Genomic DNA, 20,359 nt, shown 5'->3' with positions numbered 1-20,359 from the left:
AGGAGCTGTCTTTTTTTAATCTGTTATTTTAAAGGATTTCGTATTTGGTTTTGATGCTGTATTTCAGCTTGATATTCTCAATATTATCAAAAGAATAATCTACCGGAGCATCAGCCATTTCCAACTGAATATTGCTTGCTCTTCCTTTGTAAGCTGCTGGCATAATCATATCACTGGTGTAATCTTCTATCTCTACAATCTCAAGAGCATTTCCTGTCTTTTTACCCATGCTTTCCAATAAATAATCTGCCTTTTCTTTAGCGGCTTTCAAAGCATTGATCTTAACTGCTTTTCTGAAATCTGCAATTTTAGTACTCTTTACCTCTGTAATGTTCAGGCTGTTTACCCATTTTTGGTTCAGGTCTTCAAAAATTTTGCTAAGACTTGATTTTGTGCTGGCTTTAAACTGATAGTTCTTAGAAAACTTAGCTGTTTTAGAATAGATATTCTGATACATAGATTTGAACTTGATGTCTTCATTCTTTATTCCTGCATTCTTTAAAGTTTCAAATAACTTTTTCTCATTATCTGCCAGATCATTTTTGTTATCTGCTTTTATTCCGATGCTGAAGATAATTTCATCCGGTTCTACTTCCATTTCGGCAACACCTGTTACCTCAATTGCATTTTTCTTTACTTCCTGAGCATTTACAAAGCTTCCAAGGGTTAAAATTCCGATTAATAAAAAATGTTTCAATTTCATAATTTCCTGTTTTTAAATTTTTAATTACTGATGTAAAATTACACAGTTCAGTTACCGGATTCCGGAAGACTTGGTGAAATGGAGCTTTCACTTGGTGAGCCTTTGTAAAAAGAAGAATGAGGTAAAAAAGACTTTTTTAAACTGTTAGATTTTTTAAGCTATTAAGATGATGAAGAGATGTTTTTACTTTATTTCTCTTTATTCTTTTTCAGATCATATTTTACGTTGAGGTTCATGATATATTGTATGCCCACTTCAGGATCAGCATTATTGATGACCTTATCAAAACCGATATAATCTGTACCGTCATAATAAAAGGTTTTTGACTTTCTCTCTTCCTTCTTTACATACCTGGTGTCATATCCATAGGTGACATTCGCACTTTCAAAAGCTGTATAATTTTGATATTGACTTTTAGGGAAAACATATGTAAAACCGGATGTAGCTGTAGGGTTTCCGATAATTTCCTTTTTAAACATTTTAAAATAGTTTCCTTTCTTTTTGTCAAAAACAGAATATGCTTCCTTGAGTAGATCTTCCTGAATTTTATCAATATCATTGCTGATATAGTCTACTTTGATAACGTCATAAATCTGGAAATCGGAAGCTTCAGAGATCAGCTTTTCAATCATTGAGTGCTTGTTTACTGTAATAATGATATTTTTCTTAGTTTCAAATCCATCCATTTTCTGGGTGGTTACCTGTGAGTCTTTATTGATGTTGTAATCATAGACTTTCGTTTGTGAAATAAAATCCACAAAAATATCATCAGTTTTGATTCCCATTGAAGATATCCTTTTGATAAAACCATTGATTCTCTTATTGATATTCTCCAGTGCAATTTTTGGAGTGTCAGCTTCCTCATTCAGTCCGAGTGTGATTTTGTAACGGTCTGCAGGCTTGTTCATCAATATTTTTACATTAACAATCAGTGTAGAGTCGTTGGTGAAATAACTATTGGTATTGTTAAATTCAGTGAGATTTCTGGGAGCGGAATAATCGGCGTTATTTTTGTCTTTGTAGATTTGGTTTCCTCCAACCTGTGCTTTTGAAAGATTAAAAAAAGATGCAGTGATGATACAAAATGTAAATGTTAGTTTTTTCATGATTTTTAAATTTGAATTATTTTGCCTCAAACTTAGCCTTACGGTCACAGTATCAGAGACTCAACTTGGTGAATGGGAAACTTCACTTGGTGAATAGTTTTTGAGCAGACTATATATATGTATATCTTTGTTTTATGAAAATGCTTAAACTCTTTACTATCTTTTTACTGGTGCTTTTTGGAAATATAATGTATTCCCAAACCACTAATAACAGCAGTGCTGCTGTGGAAGAAGTGCAGGTAGAAACGAAGAAGCTGAAAAAAGCAATGGACACAAAAAATGAACCTGCCCAGGCAGATTCTTATTATAATATCGGTGAAACATTTTTCAATGGCGGAAACTTTCCGAAAAGTGAAGAATATTATGTAAAAGCCAAAAAGCTGTATGAAAAACTCAATGACAAACCCAATATTGAAAAAGCAACCCGAAGACTAGCACAGTCACAGGAAAAACAGAACAAAATAACACCTGCCATCAGCAATTACAGCATGGCAGCACAAGTGAGTTATAGCGAAAAAAGTAAAGCCGTGAATTCTAATGATGCGGCAAGACTTTCTTCTCCTACACCCGAACTGAAAGCAGAAGCAATTCAGAATAACATCAATCTGACTAAAAAGGAAAACGAACAGGGAGACCTTGCAGAAAGTTACAGCCAGCTGGCTGATGTCAATCTGAAACAGAAAGATGTCTCCAGTGCTGAAGAAAACCTGAATACAGCTTATAAAATCTCTAAAAAAGAAGCTCCGAAGCAAGCTTTGGCTATCAATCAAAAACTCGCAGATCTCTACGTTGAAAACAAAAATTTTGAGAAAGCTATTGAAGCCAAAAAGAAGGTGCTGAAAGAAGACTTTGTAAAAGAAAACTCTCAGGAAAAAGTTAACCAGATCCAGGAGCTTGCGGATATTTATATTAAGAAAAATGATCCGGAAGAAGCCGTAGATCTGTTGAAAAATGCCTACGGAATTGCTTTGGACAAAGGCCATACACTAGAAGCACAGAAAAGCGTAAAAAAACTGGACAGCTTGTATGCCATTTCAGGGAATATTGATGCCTCTGTTCAATTGTACAGAGATTTTTTGGGAAAACTACCGAACCTGGTTTCCAAAGACAGAAGCCTCGTTGATAATAAAATTCTGGAAGATACAGAGCAGAGAATCTCACAGCTGGAAAAAGAAAGAGAACTTAAAGACGAACTTATCAGAAAGAAAAATGTCTTTAATTACAGTCTGATCGGAGTTTTAATATTGCTTACCGGATTAGTTATTTTTATTTTCAGAATGCTGAAAAAGGTTCAGACGAAAAATAAGAAAATTGCTCTTCAGTCGCTGCGTAGAGAGATGAATCCGCATTTTATTTTTAACAGTTTAAATAGTGTCAACCATTTTATCGCGACCAATAATGAGCTGGAAGCTAATCAATACCTCACAAAATTCTCCAAGCTGATGCGTGGTGTAATGGAAAATTCTACCGAAGATTTTATTCCTTTCCAACAAGAGCTTGATCTTCTCCAAAATTATCTTGCTCTTGAAAAAACGCGTTTTGCTGATAAATTTGATTACGAGATTGCTGTAGATGAAGCCCTCAATATGCAGAACCTGCAGATTCCGGGAATGCTGATACAGCCGTTTCTGGAAAATGCAATATGGCACGGACTCCGCTACAGAACAGAAAAAGGATTTTTAAAATTAAACTTTGAAAAAAATGAATCACATCTGAAAATTCTTATCGAAGACAACGGAATAGGAATTGAAGAAAGTAAAAAGCAGAAAACCCAGCATCAAAAAACCAGAGAAGGGAGAGGAATGAAAAATACGCTGGAAAGAATTCAGCTTCTGAATGATCTGTACAAAAAAGATATTACCTGTTCTGTAAAAGATAAGTCAAATGATAACGGAGTTTTGGTTACTATAAAAATAAAAATGCCATAAACCCTTGAGAATAGTCTTTCACCTATTATCTTTTACTTCCAGCTAAAAAACTCTGTAACCATTTTGAATAAGTTATTGTCTTAACAGATAAAAACGTAACCCAAAATGACTACAACTACCAAAACAGCCAGACTCGCGGGATTTTTTTATCTCATTGTTATAATAACCGGATTTTTCAGTTTAATGTACGTTCCGTCAAAGCTGATCGTCTGGGAAAATTCTGCATTGACTTTTCAAAATATTTCGTCTTCAGTGCAGTTATTCAGAGTAAGTATAGCAAGCAGCATTATTTGTTATATTGCTTTTACTTTACTTCCTTTAGTTTTGTATAAACTATTGGAAGTTGTAGATGATCGTTATGCAAAACTGATGGTTATTCTTGCCCTTATCAGTATTCCTATTTCCTTTATCAATCTCCAAAACAAATTTTCTGTTCTTACTATTATTGAAGAAACGGATTATTTAAAAGTGTTTGATGTAAAGCAGTTGCAGAGCCAAATAATGTTCCTGCTGAGCAATTATAACAAAGGACTTTTAATTGCACAGGTTTTCTGGGGATTATGGCTTTTCCCTTTTGGATATCTGGTGTATAAGTCAGGATTCTTACCCAAAGTTTTAGGCATCTTCTTAATGTTGGGGTGTTTTGGATATCTGATCAACGTTTTTGGAAGAATTGCAGTTCCTCATTTTTCAGACTACCTGATATCAGGTTATATTACATTACCGGCAACAATAGGAGAGATAGGAACCTGTTTGTGGCTGCTGCTGGTTGGGATACGAAATAAAAAAATAAATTAAAAAATCATAACCATGAACAATTCTACAAAATTTGAAGATGTACAGATCAATGTGAAAATCATATTGGCAGGTCTTTGGGCTTCAGTTACTCTGTGCTATCTGTACGGTGATTATTTCGAGCTTTATACTCCGGGGAAAGCACGCGGTCTGGTGGAAGGAACCAATTTATTAGATTCTCCGCCGAAATTATTTCTTGCTTCTGTTGTTCTGGCAATTCCAGCGGTGATGGTATTTCTTTCTCTGATCCTGAAACCAGTGATCAACAGAATTCTCAACATCATTTTTGGTACATTTTTTACTTTGGTTATGTTGTTTATTGGTGTTATTTCCTTCTCGGATTGGTATTTGTTTTATGTTTTCCTTGCAATGGTAGAATGCATCATTACAATATTAATCGTAAAGTACGCATGGTGCTGGAAGAAAGTATAGCCTTTATCCACAGATGGTTTGGGTAAGATTGTAAGGTTGATTAAATATTCCTAATTTGCACCTGCAACCTATTATCCGCCACCTAAAATCTGATGTAATGAAAATAAAAGCTGTCATTGTAGATGATGAACTCATAGCAAGAGAAGTTTTACGAAGCTATCTTACCAAATACTGCCCGCAGGTGGAAATTCTTGGTGAAGCTGAAAATATTAAAGAAGCCGTACCATTGATTGCTGAAAAGCAGCCTCAATTGGTTTTTCTCGATGTAGAAATGCCTTTTGGAAATGCTTTTGACGTTCTGGAAGCCACCAAAGATTTCTCCTATGAAACCATTTTCATTACTGCATTTTCACAATACTCTTTGCAGGCTTTAAATAAATCGGCAAGTTATTATATTTTAAAACCTATTGATATTCAGGAGTTGATTCTTGCGGTGAATAAAGTGGTGGAAAGCCTTGAGAAAAAAGAAGAACTCAACCGGAATAAGATCCTGCTTGAAAACCTGAAATTAAAACCAGAAAAGCAGCAGCTGATTCTTCCAACCCTGCAGGGATTTGATGTCGTAAAGACTGAAGATATTGTGAGACTTCAGGCTGATGGAAACTTTACACAGGTTTATCTTACCGACGGTTCCAAGAAAATGGTGTGCCGGTTTTTAAAACACTTTGATGATCTGTTGGAAAGCCCTTTTGTGAGAGTTCACCGTTCCCATATTATCAATACGGGTTTCGTAAAATCTTATCATAAAAGCGGAACTGTAATGTTGTCTGACGATACAGAAATTGAAGTTTCAGGTAGTTTTAAAGATAATTTCCTGAAGGTATTTTCATAGAATTTATTGTTCCTTAACAGCTTTAAGGCATTATTTTTGAAGTTTTTATAAGAACCACACAAAAATATTTCTGTCATGAAAACTATTCATAAAATTATACTCCCCGTTTCGTTGGGAGCATTAGGGCTTATCGTTTTTAATTCCTATTCTGTAAGAATTCCCAGAGGAGCATCTGCGGTAAAGAATTTTGATCTTAAAAAATATCTTGGCAGATGGTATGAGATCGCCCGTTTTGATTACAGGTTTGAAAAAAATATGGATAATGTTACTGCTGAATATACGGAGAATTCGGATGGAACAGTTCAGGTCAGAAATAAAGGGTTCGACTACATAAAAAAAATATGGAATGAATCGATTGGGGAAGCAAAATTTGTAAAAGATACTACGGAAGCCCGCCTGAAAGTTTCATTTTTTAAACCAATCTGGGCTGGTTACAATGTCATAGATATTGATGAAGACTATCAATATGCCCTGGTAGCAGGAAGCAGTTTAAAATATTTATGGATTCTTTCCCGTACAACAAATATTCCGGAAAGCATTCGTCAGCGTTTCATTCAGAAAGCAAAAAAAATAGGTTATAATACCGATGAACTGATCTGGGTGAAGCATAATCAATAAAAAGTAAAAGAGCAAAATCGTAGAAAAATTGATGGATTTCAGTGATTTTGCTCTCTCGCTCTTTAGTTTTTAATATACTCTTTCCATTCCTCAAAACGGTGATCAATAACCTGTTTCATCAGATCATAGTTTTCATAGGTATCCTCAATGTGATAGAAGGTTTCATATTCATAGTCATTTTCCTCTGCTTTAGCATCAAAAATATTTACATAATCATCAGCAAATGAGCTGTGTCTGTTTCCGAAATCGGTATCATCTGCATAATAATCCTTTGCAAAAAGATTTCCCAGCTCATTCAGGTCATATTCAGAAAATTTCCCGTCGCAGGAATCCATAATGAATTCTGCACCGGTAATTTCTCTTCGTTTTAATTTCTCAATTTCCTCTTTACCATCTTCTTTCAGTTCATCAGAAATCAGATCATTCTGAATGCACCAGTTCAGGAACATTCCTGTATGTGTTGCTCCGTTTTTCTGAGGAAGTCCTTCAGGAAAATCACCACCATAATGCCATGAAGCATCATCATATTTAGACATAATTCTTATTGTTGTTTTAAATAAATTTCGTCAAAAATAGAAAAAATCAATTTATATTGTCGCTGCCACATAATTTTCCGTCATTTGCATAGAATTTTTTTCAACAAAAAAGCATATGGAAAAAGCTGTTCTGATTACAATTGGTGATGAAATCCTTTCGGGAAATACGGTAGATACCAATTCTAATTTTATTGCTGCTGAACTTAAAAACATAGGAATAAAAGTTACTCAGATTCTTACGATCTCAGACGAAATTGAAACCATTAAAGAGGCACTCGGTGTTGCTTTTGAAGCAGGCGACTTAGTCATTACAACAGGAGGGCTGGGGCCTACCAGAGATGACAAAACCAAAAAGGCACTGGCTGAATATTTCAATGATGAAATTGCCCTGGATGAGGTAACGTTCAACCATCTTAAAGACTATATGGAAAGAAGAGGACGGGCAGATATTCTCGAAAGAAACAAAGAACAGGCTTTTGTACCCACCAGATCCATTGTTTTTCAGAATCATTACGGAACGGCACCCTGTATGATGATGGAGCAGGACGGAAAGCTGTGCTATAGTCTTCCGGGAGTTCCTTACGAGGTGAAACCGCTTATTAAAGATCAGATTATTCCTTATTTGCAGCAAAGATTCAGCCTTCATTATATTCATACCAGAATTGTTTCCGTAGTGGGAATTCCTGAGAGTATCCTTGCAGACAAAATTGAAGATTGGGAACTTGCACTTCCGGAAAATACAGCACTGTCTTATCTTCCGGTAGGCACTCGTGTAAAACTCCGCCTGACGGCTTCCGGTGATAATGAAGAATTATTGAAAGAAAGAACAGAAGAAGAAATTCAGAAGCTGCTTCCCCTGGTAGAAGGCCATGTCATAGCAGTATCTGAAGATAAAATTGAAAATATTCTGGCAGAAATGCTTACGGAAAGAAACTTGACAATTTCCACTGCTGAGAGTTGTACCGGAGGGGAACTGGCAAAAATGATTACTTCAGTTTCCGGCAGTTCAAAATATTTCCTTGGTGGAATGGTGGCTTATGCTACAGAAAAGAAGATTAAAATTTTGAATGTTTCTAAAGAAACCGTAGATCATTTTACTGTGGTAAGTGAAGAGGTAGCTCAGGAAATGGCAAAAGGCTGCCAGGAATTGTTTGAAACCCATATTTCCCTTTCCACAACTGGTGTAGCCGGCCCGGGAAAAGGAGAAGACGGTAAAGATATTGGGACGGTTTACTACACAATAAGAATTCATGAGAAAACGGTAACCTCCAAATTATATATGCCGCATCTGGAAAGAGTAGACTTCATGGATTTCGTTTCTCAAAAGGTGATTCAGGATCTTGTAAGCCTTCTTATAAACAGTTAGATACATTTCTGTTTTTTAATTTTTTTTTAATTAATTTTAGTAGGGTTTTTCACAGTTTTTGAGAGTCATTCAATAAATTTCAAAATCGTGGAAAATTCCAATCAGATTTTTCAGACCAACAGCAAGAAACGTTGGAAAAGTGTACAATGGGGAAGCCGTATTTTTATCTTTGTAGGAATTCTGCTTTTGCTTGCTTTGGGGCTGATGATGACTCTGGACAGAAGTCCTAAAATTCCTTTTAAAGAGGATTACAAAGCTGTAATTACGGCCAATAAACCCTATCTTCAGGAGAATAAAATTTCCAAAGAATATAAAGGTTTCAGAAGCTTTATCTCAGAAAAAACAATCCATACCAATCTCGACAAAATCCAGAAGGCGAGAGCAGAAAGATATAAAAATCAGAACAGAAACTGGGCTCAGTTTCCAGGAGGAATCCGGTCTGCATTTTATGTAGCATGGGATCCCCAGTCTCTGATGTCTCTGAAACGAAATATCAGACACGTTAATCTGGTTTTCCCAGAATGGTTTTTCCTTGATCCCAAAACAGGTGATTTGAAAACCAATGTGGATCCGGAAGGATATAAAGTGATCAAAAGAACAGGAGTTGCTGCAATGCCAATGTTGAGTAACAACTCTGATCAGGAATTTCATTCGGAAGGATTAGTGAAAGTGCTTAATGATCCTCAGAAAAGAACAAATCTTATCCAAAAAATTACCCAGCAGTGTAAAAAATATCATTTCAAAGGAATTAATATTGACTTTGAGGATATGAACCTTAATTCTGATGAAAACCTGATTGCCTTTATGAAAGAGCTTTCAGAAACTTTCAAAAAGAACCAGCTGCTGGTGACGATGGATATCATGACGGATAATGATGATTACAACATTCCCAGATTGAATCCTTATGTAGATTACTTTGTGCTGATGGCTTATGACGAATATTCTGCAGGAAGTGATGCCGGTCCGGTTTCTTCTCAAAAATGGATAGAAGAACAGACAGGAAAAATTGTAAAACAAACCTCTCCGCAAAAAATTATACTGGGCCTGGGAGCTTATGGCTACGACTGGAGTTCCAATACAGATGATAACACCTCTGTTACCTACATGCAGGCGATTACAAAAGCCAGTGCCAGTAAAGCTGTCATTGATTTTAATGACAATACGTTTAATTTAAATTATTCTTATACTGATTCTAAAAATTTAACCCACACTGTGTTTTTCAATGATGCGGCTTCTATTTTCAATACAATGCGTTTCTCCTCAGAATATCCATTGGCAGGAACAGCACTCTGGAGACTGGGAAGTGAAGACAGCAGAGTCTGGAATTTTTATGATAAAGACCTTACGTTTGGCGGTCTTTCCAAGCTGAATCTGAAAACCCTGGAAAATGTAAAAGGGCAGACCATGGTGGATTATATCGGTGATGGAGAAGTGCTGGATGTTCTGAATACGCCGCATGATGGAAAAATAGCACTGGAAATTGATCCGAAAGAAAAAATAATCACAGACGAAAATTATATTACCTACCCAAGCTCTTATGAGGTGAAAAAATATGGAAGTGCCCCACAAAAAGAACTGGTGCTTACTTTTGACGATGGTCCGGATGAGACCTATACTCCGCAGATACTGGATGTGCTGTCTAAATACCATGTTCCGGCTGCATTCTTTCTAGTAGGATTAAATGCAGAAAAGAACCTTCCGCTTGTTAAAAGAATTTATCGTGAAGGACACGAAATCGGAAACCACACCTTCACCCATGAAAATGTAGCGAAAGTAAGCCCGGAAAGAGCTTTGCTGGAACTGAAACTGACAAGATTACTGATAGAATGCGTAACGGGGCACAGTACAATTCTGTTCAGAGCTCCCTATAACGCAGACTCTGAGCCTACCACTTCAGAAGAGATTATTCCGGTAGCACTGGCAAGACAGCAAAACTACCTTGATATTGGGGAAAACATAGACCCTGAGGACTGGCAGCCGGGAATAAAAGCAGATGAAATTGTAAAACGGGTAATGGCCGGGCTCAAACTACAGAGAGGAAATATTATCCTTCTTCATGATGCCGGTGGAGATACGAGAGAAGAAACGGTAAAAGCTTTAAAAATTCTGATCCCTACACTTCAGAAACAGGGCTATCATTTTACAAACCTGACCAGTATTCTGCATAAAACCAGAAATGAACTGATGCCTGAGGTTCCGAAAACAAAGTCATATTATATCATGCAGCTTAACCTTGTACTGGCCACCATTATTTATGGAATAAGTCATTTTCTGGTTGCATTATTTACCATTTTCATTGTTTTAGGACTAATCAGACTGGTATTAATGGCGTACTGGGCTTTTAAAGAAAAAAAAAAAGAAAAAAAACTGGGCGGATTTCCGATTTTGGAATCCTATCCGAAAGTTTCCATCATTGTACCTGCTTATAATGAAGAAGTGAATATTGTTTCTTCTCTGCATAATCTGTTGAAGCAGACCTATCCTAATTTTAACATTATTATGGTAGATGACGGAAGTAAAGATTCTACTTATGAAAAAGCATTGGAAGCATTTCCGGATCACCCGAAACTGAAAATTTTCACCAAAAGAAACGGTGGAAAAGCCACAGCTTTAAACTTCGGAATCTCAGAAACTGATGCAGAATATGTAGTATGTATTGATGCTGATACCAAACTGCAGCAGGATGCTGTAAAATATCTGATTGCAAGATTTTTAAACTCAGATCCGGAAGAAAAAATTGCAGCAGTAGCAGGAAATGTGAAAGTTGGAAACAGAGTCAACTGGCTCACCAGATGGCAGGCTATAGAATATACGACAAGTCAGAATTTTGACAGGCTGGCATATGCAAATATCAATGCGATTACTGTCATTCCGGGAGCTATCGGTGCATTCAAAAGATCTGTGATCATGGAAGCTGGAGGCTATTCATCCGATACCTTAGCGGAAGATTGTGATATTACCGTTAAGATTTTAAAAGCAGGATATACGGTTGCCAATGAAAACAGAGCTGTTGCAGTTACTGAAGCTCCGGAAACCGCGAGTCAGTTTTTAAAACAGCGATTCCGCTGGACCTATGGGATCATGCAGATGTTCTGGAAACAGAGACAGACTTTCCTTAATCCCAAATATAAAGGATTGGGACTTTGGGCAATGCCGAATATTTTATTATTCCAATATATCATACCATTTTTCTCACCGCTGGCGGATGTGATTATGTTCTTTGGAATTCTGTCCGGAAACGGTGATAAAATATTTACCTACTATCTGATCTTCCTTTTGGTGGATGCTTCCTTAGCTTTAGTGGCATTCATCATGCAGCGAGAAAAATTAATCAACCTGTTGTATATTATTCCGCAGAGATTCGGGTATAGATGGTTGATGTATATTGTATTGTTTAAAAGTTTAAGAAAAGCATTGAAAGGCGAAATGCAGTCCTGGGGATTCCTGAAAAGAACCGGGAATGTAAAAGAGATAGCAGCTTCTTAAGAAGCTGGGAAGCCGGAAGAATGAGGCTGGAAGTTATTGTATGATTTTCATAATTTCCAGCTTCCTTCTCCCAGCTTTCATCTTTTATAAATTTTTATAATGCTGTAATGTTATTTGTTTAAATTTGTTTGCTTAAAAAGTAACAAATAAGAAATAAATCATACATATTCTAAAAATTGTTATCATAATGAAAAAAATAACGCTTTCTTTGTTTTTAATAGCAGGGATTTGTACTCAGACGACTATGAGCGCACAAGCTAAAGCTGCTAAAGTAGCAGTAAATAACACAGACAAAGGTTTAGACCTTAGCTTGATGGACACTTCAGTGCGTCCTCAGGATGATTTTTACAACTATGTAAGTGGAACATGGATGAAAACTGCCAAAATTCCATCTGACAAACCAACTTGGGGAAGTTTCAATAAACTGGCTGAGGATACGGATAACAATTCCATGACAATCCTGAACTCTCTTCTGAAAGATAAATTTGCTGACGGAAGCGAAGGTAAAAAAATTCAGGATCTGTATGCTACTTACATGAATATGGAGAAGAGAAATGCAGACGGAATCAAGCCTATCCAGGAAAATCTGAATAAAATTGATGCCATTAAAAATATGGCAGATCTTCAGACTTATCTTACATCGGTAACCAAAGAAGGAGAGAATGTTTTTTACGGATGGGGTGTAGATGCAGACCTTAAAGATTCTAAAATGAACGCAGTTTATTTAGGAAACGCTTCTTTAGGTTTGGGAAGAGATTACTATCAGAAAGTAAACGAAAAAAATACAGAAGCCATTGCTGAATATCAGAAATATGTAGCTTCAATGTTAAAAGAATTAGGATACAAAAATGCTGATGAAGCAGCAAAAGGTATCGTAAATTATGAAAAAAGTATCGCACAAACTTACCTGACAAACGAGCAGAGCCGTGATAACACACTTCAGTACAATCCTAAGACGATGGCTGAACTTTCTGCTTTGGTAAAAAATGTTGATCTTCCGGGATATCTTAAAAAAGTAGGAGTAAATTCTGACAAAGTAATTATCAGTGAATTAGGATTCTATAAGAATTTTGATAAATTAGTAAATGCTCAGAATCTTCCTGTAATTAAAGATTATCTGAAATTCCACATGATCCACGGAAGTGCTTCTTACTTAAGTGAAAACTTAGGAAACATGAAGTTCGCTTTCTATGGTAAATACCTTAGAGGACAACAGGAGCAAAGAGCTCTTAACAAAAGAGGGTTTGAGCTGATCAACGGTTCTTTGGGAGAAGCTTTCGGAAAATTATATGTTGAGAAATATTTCCCTGCTGAAGCAAAAGCTCAGATGGTAGAATTGATCGACTATTTAAAGAAAAGCTTCGCCGTTCACATCAATAACTTAGCTTGGATGTCTTCTACAACTAAGGAAAAAGCAATGCAGAAACTGAATAAGTTCACTGTAAAAGTTGCTTATCCGGACAAATGGAAAGACTATTCAAAGTTAAATATCCTTTCTGAAGCAAATGGTGGAAACCTTTATAAAAACCTTCAGAACATTGGAGAATGGCAGTACAACAAAGACTTAGCTAAGATTGGTAAGCCGGTAGATAAAACAGAATGGGGAATGACTCCACAGACTGTAAATGCATATTACAACCCGGTAAACAACGAGATTGTATTCCCTGCAGCAATACTTCAGCCGCCATTCTTCAACCCTAAAGCTGATGCTGCTGTAAACTTTGGAGGTATTGGTGCTGTTATCGGTCACGAAATGAGCCACGGATTTGATGATTCAGGAGCACAGTTCGATGCAGATGGTAACTTAGTAGACTGGTGGACTCCTGAAGATAAAGCGAACTTCGAAAAAGCAACAAAAGCTCTAGCTTCTCAGTATGATAAATATGAGCCTGTAAAAGGAACTTTTGTAAACGGTACTTTCACAAACGGTGAAAATATCGCTGACTTAGGTGGAGTAAACATCGCTTATGATGCTCTTCAAATGTATTTAAAAGATAAAGGAAACCCAGGAAAAATCAGTGGATTCTCTCAGGATCAGAGATTCTTCCTAAGCTGGGCAACTGTTTGGAGAACATTATCCAGTGAGAAATATATGGTGAATCAGGTGAAAACTGACCCGCACTCTCCGGGATATTTCAGAAGTTTTGGTCCGCTTATCAACGTTGATGCCTTCTACAAAGCATTCGATGTGAAAAAAGGAGACAAACTATACAAAACTCCGGAAGACAGAATCAAAATCTGGTAAAAATAACAACCGCTCAGCAATGGGCGGTTTTGTTTTTTAGGAGGTAGCAGGTGATAGGTAGCAGGTAAAAGGTTATGGGGATTAGAGATTAGGGATTAGGGAATCGGAAGAGTACCTTTGTCATAACGGCTTTTATCATTCCCCTCCCTCGGAGGGGTGGCAAAAATTCAAAGAATTTTTGACGGGGTGTTCTCCCCATTAACTTCAAACCTTAAACCTTAAACTCAAAACTTTAAATTTTTAACCTTACATTCCCATATATCAATTATCATTCATTACATATCATTAAAGTTTGTATATTTGATAAGTTTGTGTAAAATCAAAAATTATCTTTAATGAAAAAGCTAAATATTGGAATACTTGCCCTTTCAGGTATTGTATTTCTTAATTCGTGTGGTGCAGCTAAGACTGCAGGGACAGAGAATAAAACTGAAGCTACAGCAAAAGTGGCTGAACCGGTAAAAGAAGAAGCAAAAGAGGAGGGGATCAATTTATCGTATATGGATACCAGTGTCCGTCCACAGGATGACTTTTTTAGCTATGTGAACGGAAATTGGGTGAAGACTACTCAGATTCCTTCCGATAAAGCCAATTGGGGTTCTTTCAATGCGTTGAGAGAAAATGTGGATGATGCTTCATTAGATATATTAAACAAAATCCTTACAGAATCATATCCTGCCGGATCTGAAGGGCAGAAAATCCAGAATTTGTATGCCTCTTTTATGGATACCAATAAGAGAAATGCAGAAGGTCTGGCGCCTATCAAGGCTGATCTTGCCAAAGTAGATGCTATTAAAAGTCTTGGTGACCTTCAGAAATACCTTTTGGAAGCTACAAGATTGGGAGACAACTCTTTCTATGGATGGAGAGTAGGTGCTGATATGAAAAATTCCAATATGAATGCTGTATATCTTGGCGGTCCGGATCTGGGATTGGGAAGAGATTATTACCAGAAAGTAAACGAAGCAAACACTAAAACACTTGCAGAATATCAGACTTACGTTGGAAAACTATTCGGAGTTTTAGGATATAAAAACTCTACTCAGGCTGCACAGAATGTCGTTGATTTTGAAAAACAGCTTGCCAATTACTTGCTGACACTTGAGCAGAACAGAGATGCCAATTTAAGATACAATCCTAAAAATGTATCTGAGTTATCTGGTGTTGTTAAGAATGTAGACCTTGCAAAATACCTGAAAGATGCAGGTGTAAATACAGACAGAGTAATCATAGGAGAACTGAAATATTATCAGAATATGGATCAGTTCATCACACAGAAAAACCTTCCTTTGCTGAAAGATTATCTGAAATATCATATTATCAACGGAAATGCAAGCAATCTGGATGACAGCTTAGAGCAGATCAGATTCGATTTCTATGCTAAATATTTACAGGGCCAGAAAGAGCAGCGTCCAATGAACAAAAGAGGGCTTACCCTTGTGAATGGCGTTCTTGGAGAAGCGTTCGGGAAATTATATGTAGACAAATATTTCACTCCGGAAGCTAAAAAGCAGATGGAAACTTATATTGATTACCTTTTAAAATCATTCAAAACACATATCGCTAACATAGACTGGATGTCTCCTGAAACTAAAGTAAAAGCTCAGGAAAAACTTTCCAAGTTTACCGTAAAAATCGCATATCCGGATAAATGGAAAGATTATACTCAATTGAAAGTAGATTCTCCAAAAGAAGGTGCTACACTATATTCTAACCTTCAGAATGTAGCAGCATGGCAGTACCAGAGAAGTTTAGATAAAGTAGGAAAACCTGTTGACAAGACAGAATGGGGAATGTCTCCACAAACTGTAAATGCTTATTACAGCGGATCAAATAACGAAATTGTATTCCCTGCAGCTATTCTTCAGCCGCCTTTCTATAACCCTAAAGCTGATGCAGCAGTGAACTTCGGAGGAATTGGTGCCGTTATCGGTCATGAAATTTCTCACGGATTTGACGACAGTGGTTCCCGTTTCGATGGAGATGGTAACCTTAATAACTGGTGGAGTGATGCAGACCGTAAAAACTTTGATGCAAAAGTAGGTCAGCTGGCAGCTCAGTACAGTGCTTATGAGCCTGTAAAAGGGAGCTTTGTGAATGGTAAATTTACAAGCGGTGAAAACATCGGTGACTTAGGTGGAGTAGCTGTTGCTTACGATGCCCTTCAAATGTATTTAAAAGACAAAGGAAATCCAGGTAAGATCAGCGGATTCACTCAGGATCAGAGATTCTTTATGAGCTGGGCTACTGTTTGGAGAACTAAAGCTACCGATCAATATATGATCAATCAGGTGAAAACAGACCCGCACTCTCCGGGAATGTTCAGAGCTTTCGGACCACTGGTAAACCAGGATTCATTCATCAAAGCATTTGATATCAAGCCGGGAGATAAACTATACAAAGCTCCTCAGGACAGAATAAAAATCTGGTAATTTTACCTGAAAATTGTTAGAAAAGAAAGAATCCGCCTCAATATGAGGTGGATTCTCTTTTTTAATATTCTTTCTTATAATTCCGGAGAACAAATTTTATTCCGGTTTCTATAATATCTCCCATGGTTGTACAATACTTGAAATTCACATCATAAGTGAGTTTTTGTAAAGCGGTCTTTAGTTCTTTAACATTGGCTTCCGGCGCAATATTATCTTTTTTCATAATAGAAATGAGTTCATCAAATCTGTTTTGGCTGCTCGTTACTCTTTTTACGATCTGTGAACGTACCTCTTTACGGTACTGCTCTATAGAACTGGGCTTCAGCTTTTCTAATACCATATTCACCATCTGACTGTTTTCTTTGAAATACTGTGGAAGATAGACTTTCAGATTTCCCTCATAAGACTGCTGGTCAAAATCAATAGGACGAATTCTGTAAATTACCTGGTCGAAATCATGTATGGGAATAATCACATAATTATAAGAACGCATATCACCAAGAAGTCCAATAAGGCAGCGCTCATTGAATTTCACAAATTCCTTGGAAATCTGTGCCTTTTCCAATTCCGTACAGTTGAACATATGCTTTTGGATAAAAACATCCCCGGGAATTCCCAAAATATGTTCTTCAATCAAAGTGTTTTTGTAAACCAGAAAATTAATCCGGTTGGGAGAAAGCAAATCTTCAAGTTCCAGCCCGAATATTCGGGAAGCATCCGCCTGCTTAATATAAAAATAAGTATAATTATCGTTAAGGATATTTCTTACCCGAACCCGAAAAGGTTTAGAATTTCCGAAGGTACAAAAGTCAATTGTATCCACTTTCAGATAAGGTAAAGTAGCGATGTCTCCATCAGAATGAAGTAGAGTATAAATCTTATTTAAATTGGCTTCTATTTCTTTAAACTCAAATTCAGGATACAATACCCCAAGCCACAAAGTATCTTTTCCGTCTTTATCCAGAATACTCACACTGTCACTGAACCTTAGAAGGTCTTCATACAAAAACTTAATCTTGGTAGTTCTGTTATATTTTTCCAAATATTGCTGTAATGCTTCTGAAACTGGAAATATCGGTTTTCTGAACGCTATTTTTACATCTTTCATGACACTGTTCACTTTGATTAAATATAAAGAATATTTTTTGTAATAACTGAGGAATCCTTATTTTAACATTCATTGGATACTTTTGTATAAGAATAAAGCGAACAAAAATTTTATTTATTTTTTCTTGAATTTTTTTATTTATTTTTTCATAGCTTAGTGATATCGTAATATGGTGATTTTATGTTGAATAAATGTAGATAAATTTAGATGATTCAAGAAAAATCTTAGTAAAATTTTTTATGTTACAGTTTTTTTTTAAATTTAAACACTGGATTGGTAATTTATTTGATTCATCTGTAAATTACTCAAAGACAGATCCAAACCAGAATAAGAAATCTCAAAATAACAATAATATGGCAATGTTTAATTATGGTGTTGGCGGAAACGAAGTAAAAGTAGACGCTAATGAAGCTATTCAGGAAATACAGGAAAATAAATCACTGATAGTAAGCCAGCTTACAACAGAAGAGTCTTATACCCCTGAAATCGTAACAGGATTAAAAACAGTGGAAGACGTTTTCAAACATTTTCAGCCTTCAATATCGGTACAACACGAAACAGAAGACGGAGGAATGGTAGAAGAAGAATTCCGTTTTCAAAACCTTGGAGACTTTACCCCTAAAAGCCTTACTCAGAAGTCAGATTATCTGCAGCAGCTGAGCATGGAGCAGGAGCAGTACAATAAAATAGTACGTCAGCTTAAAACAAACAAAATTCTACGCAATATGCTGGAGAACGATCAGACAAGAGCTGCGTTCATAGAGGTATTGAAAGAAGTGGCACAAGAACTTGAAAAATAATTAAAGACTTACATTAAATCATGGATAGCAAATTACAGGCACAAGAAAGCCAGCAGCAGGGTCAGCAGCAGCACTCGGGACAACCGAAAGGCAACCCGCTTGCAGAGCTCAATAAAATGGGAGGATTTGGCTTTGTTGAATCCGTTGTAGACGGTATTGCCAATATGAACCCAACAAGAAAGGCAAGAAAAGAAATCTTCCTGAATGACAGCAATAAAGCAGATGAAAGAAAAGAACTTCTTCAGAAGATCAATCTTTGGGTAAACCTTTTAGAAGGCAGCGAATCTGCAGATAAAATGGCTGATACGTGCAAAAGTAAAGCACAGCAGGCCGATCAAAACTTAAAGACAAACTTAAAAAATACACTGGATGCCGTTCGTCTGTTGGAAACCAACTACAGAACAGTAGCTCAATTCTACAAAAATACAGAATTGGATAAAGTGGACAACGTAAGTATTGTAAACGCAAGCATCGAACAGGTTTCAGATTTGGATAATCCTCTGTTCATTGATGCAATCTCAGAAGAATTTAAAAATTATTACGACCGTCTTGACCTTAGAGATAACTACTCAATCCTTGCAATACCAGGATATTTAGGATCCAATAAGGTCATCGAGAAATGGGCAAAAATCTGTAACGAAAACAAAGTAATGATGGTTACAGACTTCGCTAACCTTGATAAGCCGGATGACGTAGTAGATTTATTCCACTCTGCCAATCTTACAGGAGGTGAACTTCACAGAAGTAACGTTATTATGACGTGTAACTGGCTGGTAGGACGTGGTAAAGCAGAAGAAGTAGGAGAAGAAGAAAACGTAGAACTTCCACCTTCCACTTCACTAGCAGGAAAAATCCATAAAACCCTGATGTCTCAGGTAGCAGCAGGTAAAAAACATGGTAACATCAACGAAGTAGACGCTGTAAAATTTGAATTGAAGAAAAGTGAAATTTCTCAGTTGGAAAAAATGGGTCTTGTACCAATGGTAAACGAGTACGGAAAAATTATGGCCTTCTCAGCGAAGACATTATTTACAGGAGACAATATTGGTCTTCAGACGTATTCCGTAGTTCGTGTATTCGACTATGTAACCAAAGTATTGCTTGACTTCCTTAACAGAAGAGCTTTTGAAAACTGGAATGCTAAAAACGAAGATGATTTGAGAAGACAGATCGTAACCTTCCTTGATAATATCAAAGGACCGGACAAATTGATCGAAAAATTCAAAATTGTTCGTTTCGAGCAGGATAGAGTAAACAAAGACAGAGTATGGCTGGATATCCGTATGACACCTTATTTCCCTACAAAAAGTTTCGTTATTAAACTTGACGGACACAAAGGAGATGATGGTAACGAATGGGATGCAGAATACACTCAGGAGTAACATAAACGTACTTTATATATCAAAAACCGATGCAACTTTACATCGGTTTTTTTTCAACCAACACCTATGAAATTTAATATGAATAAGAAACTTATCATTAGCTTACCTGCTATATTAATGGTGATTTTGATAAGCTGTGAAAAAAAATACCAAAGTCCCGGACAATACGAAAACGATCTTTTTGCAGACGAACATCAGGAAGGAAAAGCATATATCATGAATAGAGATGAATGCTTTGATGGCAGTGAGCTGGTTATCGCAAGCTCAGAGGTAAAACTGGCAGACAGCTCAAAAGGCCGTGGAAAATCATTCTTCCTTTACAAAGTAAGATCGGGAAAAGTACTGAAAACAGTAAGAGATTCCACCGTAGAAATGCCAATGCTGTTTTTATCCCAATATAAATTGAAGATGAAAAATACCGATTCCATGTATGTTTACCTTAAAAAACTGGAAGGTTACCGTTTTATAGCTAAAGACAGAAACCTTAAATATGAATGGCTAAAAGCAGCTCCCGTATATTCTGTAAAAGCTGATAAATAAATTTTATCTTTGCATAATATATAAGATGCTTCGTGAACTATGTTCGTTAT

The 20,359-nt window shown here is 36.5% G+C and carries 16 protein-coding genes; 12 read left to right on the top strand and 4 right to left on the bottom strand.

Annotated elements, in window-relative coordinates; genetic code table 11:
• Positions 1 to 28: 28 nt before the first annotated feature.
• Both OL225_RS13450 and OL225_RS13445 read right to left on the bottom strand, forming a co-directional pair.
• Positions 29 to 703 (bottom strand): SIMPL domain-containing protein, encoded by a 675-nt coding sequence (locus OL225_RS13450; RefSeq protein ID WP_264518597.1) that lies wholly within the window; start codon positions 701 to 703, stop codon positions 29 to 31.
• A gap of 188 nt (positions 704 to 891) precedes the next feature.
• The gene (locus OL225_RS13445) at positions 892 to 1,809 is read right to left on the bottom strand and encodes an SIMPL domain-containing protein (protein WP_264518596.1); all 918 of its coding nucleotides are present in this window, start codon (positions 1,807 to 1,809) and stop codon (positions 892 to 894) included.
• A gap of 134 nt (positions 1,810 to 1,943) precedes the next feature.
• On the opposite strand from OL225_RS13445, the gene OL225_RS13440 reads away from it, so the two are divergent.
• From OL225_RS13440 to OL225_RS13420, 5 genes are all read left to right on the top strand, one after another.
• On the top strand, positions 1,944 to 3,737 hold the full coding sequence (locus OL225_RS13440; protein ID WP_264518595.1) for a histidine kinase: 1,794 nt from the start codon (positions 1,944 to 1,946) through the stop codon (positions 3,735 to 3,737).
• Between the two features lie 105 nt (positions 3,738 to 3,842).
• On the top strand, positions 3,843 to 4,535 hold the full coding sequence (locus OL225_RS13435) for a DUF4386 domain-containing protein (RefSeq protein WP_264518594.1): 693 nt from the start codon (positions 3,843 to 3,845) through the stop codon (positions 4,533 to 4,535).
• 12 nt (positions 4,536 to 4,547) lie between these two features.
• Complete coding sequence (locus tag OL225_RS13430; protein WP_264518593.1) at positions 4,548 to 4,964, top strand: DUF6326 family protein; 417 nt, start codon at positions 4,548 to 4,550, stop codon at positions 4,962 to 4,964.
• Between the two features lie 97 nt (positions 4,965 to 5,061).
• Positions 5,062 to 5,796, top strand: a complete 735-nt coding sequence (locus OL225_RS13425) for a LytR/AlgR family response regulator transcription factor (protein WP_264518592.1) — start codon at positions 5,062 to 5,064, stop codon at positions 5,794 to 5,796.
• A 75-nt stretch (positions 5,797 to 5,871) separates the two neighbouring features.
• A complete protein-coding gene (locus tag OL225_RS13420) occupies positions 5,872 to 6,414 on the top strand; it encodes a lipocalin family protein (protein ID WP_047377150.1) in 543 nt (180 codons plus the stop codon).
• 62 nt (positions 6,415 to 6,476) lie between these two features.
• Here the strand turns inward: OL225_RS13420 and OL225_RS13415 are convergent, their stop codons facing one another.
• Positions 6,477 to 6,950 (bottom strand): hypothetical protein, encoded by a 474-nt coding sequence (locus OL225_RS13415; RefSeq protein ID WP_047377149.1) that lies wholly within the window; start codon positions 6,948 to 6,950, stop codon positions 6,477 to 6,479.
• A 115-nt stretch (positions 6,951 to 7,065) separates the two neighbouring features.
• Here OL225_RS13415 and OL225_RS13410 point away from each other — a divergent pair, with 115 nt between their 5' ends.
• The 4 genes from OL225_RS13410 (at position 7,066) to OL225_RS13395 (ending at position 16,479) form a co-directional block, all read left to right on the top strand.
• Complete coding sequence (locus OL225_RS13410) at positions 7,066 to 8,316, top strand: CinA family nicotinamide mononucleotide deamidase-related protein (RefSeq protein ID WP_264518591.1); 1,251 nt, start codon at positions 7,066 to 7,068, stop codon at positions 8,314 to 8,316.
• An 87-nt stretch (positions 8,317 to 8,403) separates the two neighbouring features.
• Entirely contained in the window at positions 8,404 to 11,802 is a 3,399-nt protein-coding gene (locus OL225_RS13405) for a polysaccharide deacetylase family protein (protein ID WP_264518590.1), read from the top strand.
• 187 nt (positions 11,803 to 11,989) lie between these two features.
• Entirely contained in the window at positions 11,990 to 14,047 is a 2,058-nt protein-coding gene (locus OL225_RS13400; RefSeq protein WP_047377146.1) for a M13 family metallopeptidase, read from the top strand.
• A gap of 335 nt (positions 14,048 to 14,382) precedes the next feature.
• Positions 14,383 to 16,479, top strand: coding sequence for a M13 family metallopeptidase (locus OL225_RS13395; RefSeq protein WP_047377144.1), 2,097 nt, complete (start codon positions 14,383 to 14,385; stop codon positions 16,477 to 16,479).
• A 61-nt stretch (positions 16,480 to 16,540) separates the two neighbouring features.
• Here the strand turns inward: OL225_RS13395 and OL225_RS13390 are convergent, their stop codons facing one another.
• Positions 16,541 to 17,587 (bottom strand): hypothetical protein, encoded by a 1,047-nt coding sequence (locus OL225_RS13390; protein ID WP_047377143.1) that lies wholly within the window; start codon positions 17,585 to 17,587, stop codon positions 16,541 to 16,543.
• Positions 17,588 to 17,940: 353 nt separating this feature from the next.
• Between OL225_RS13390 and OL225_RS13385 the strand changes: the two genes are divergently transcribed.
• From OL225_RS13385 to OL225_RS13375, 3 genes are all read left to right on the top strand, one after another.
• Positions 17,941 to 18,387, top strand: a complete 447-nt coding sequence (locus tag OL225_RS13385) for a type VI secretion system contractile sheath small subunit (protein WP_047377213.1) — start codon at positions 17,941 to 17,943, stop codon at positions 18,385 to 18,387.
• Between the two features lie 20 nt (positions 18,388 to 18,407).
• On the top strand, positions 18,408 to 19,769 hold the full coding sequence (locus tag OL225_RS13380) for a DUF5458 family protein (RefSeq protein ID WP_047377142.1): 1,362 nt from the start codon (positions 18,408 to 18,410) through the stop codon (positions 19,767 to 19,769).
• 78 nt (positions 19,770 to 19,847) lie between these two features.
• Complete coding sequence (locus OL225_RS13375; protein ID WP_264518589.1) at positions 19,848 to 20,309, top strand: hypothetical protein; 462 nt, start codon at positions 19,848 to 19,850, stop codon at positions 20,307 to 20,309.
• The last annotated feature ends 50 nt before the right edge of the window (positions 20,310 to 20,359 follow it).

The organism is Chryseobacterium viscerum (genome assembly GCF_025949665.1).
Lineage (GTDB): Bacteria > Bacteroidota > Bacteroidia > Flavobacteriales > Weeksellaceae > Chryseobacterium > Chryseobacterium viscerum_A.
Note: the sequence above shows the minus strand (reverse complement) of the source record. Positions and strands in the feature narration are given on the sequence as shown.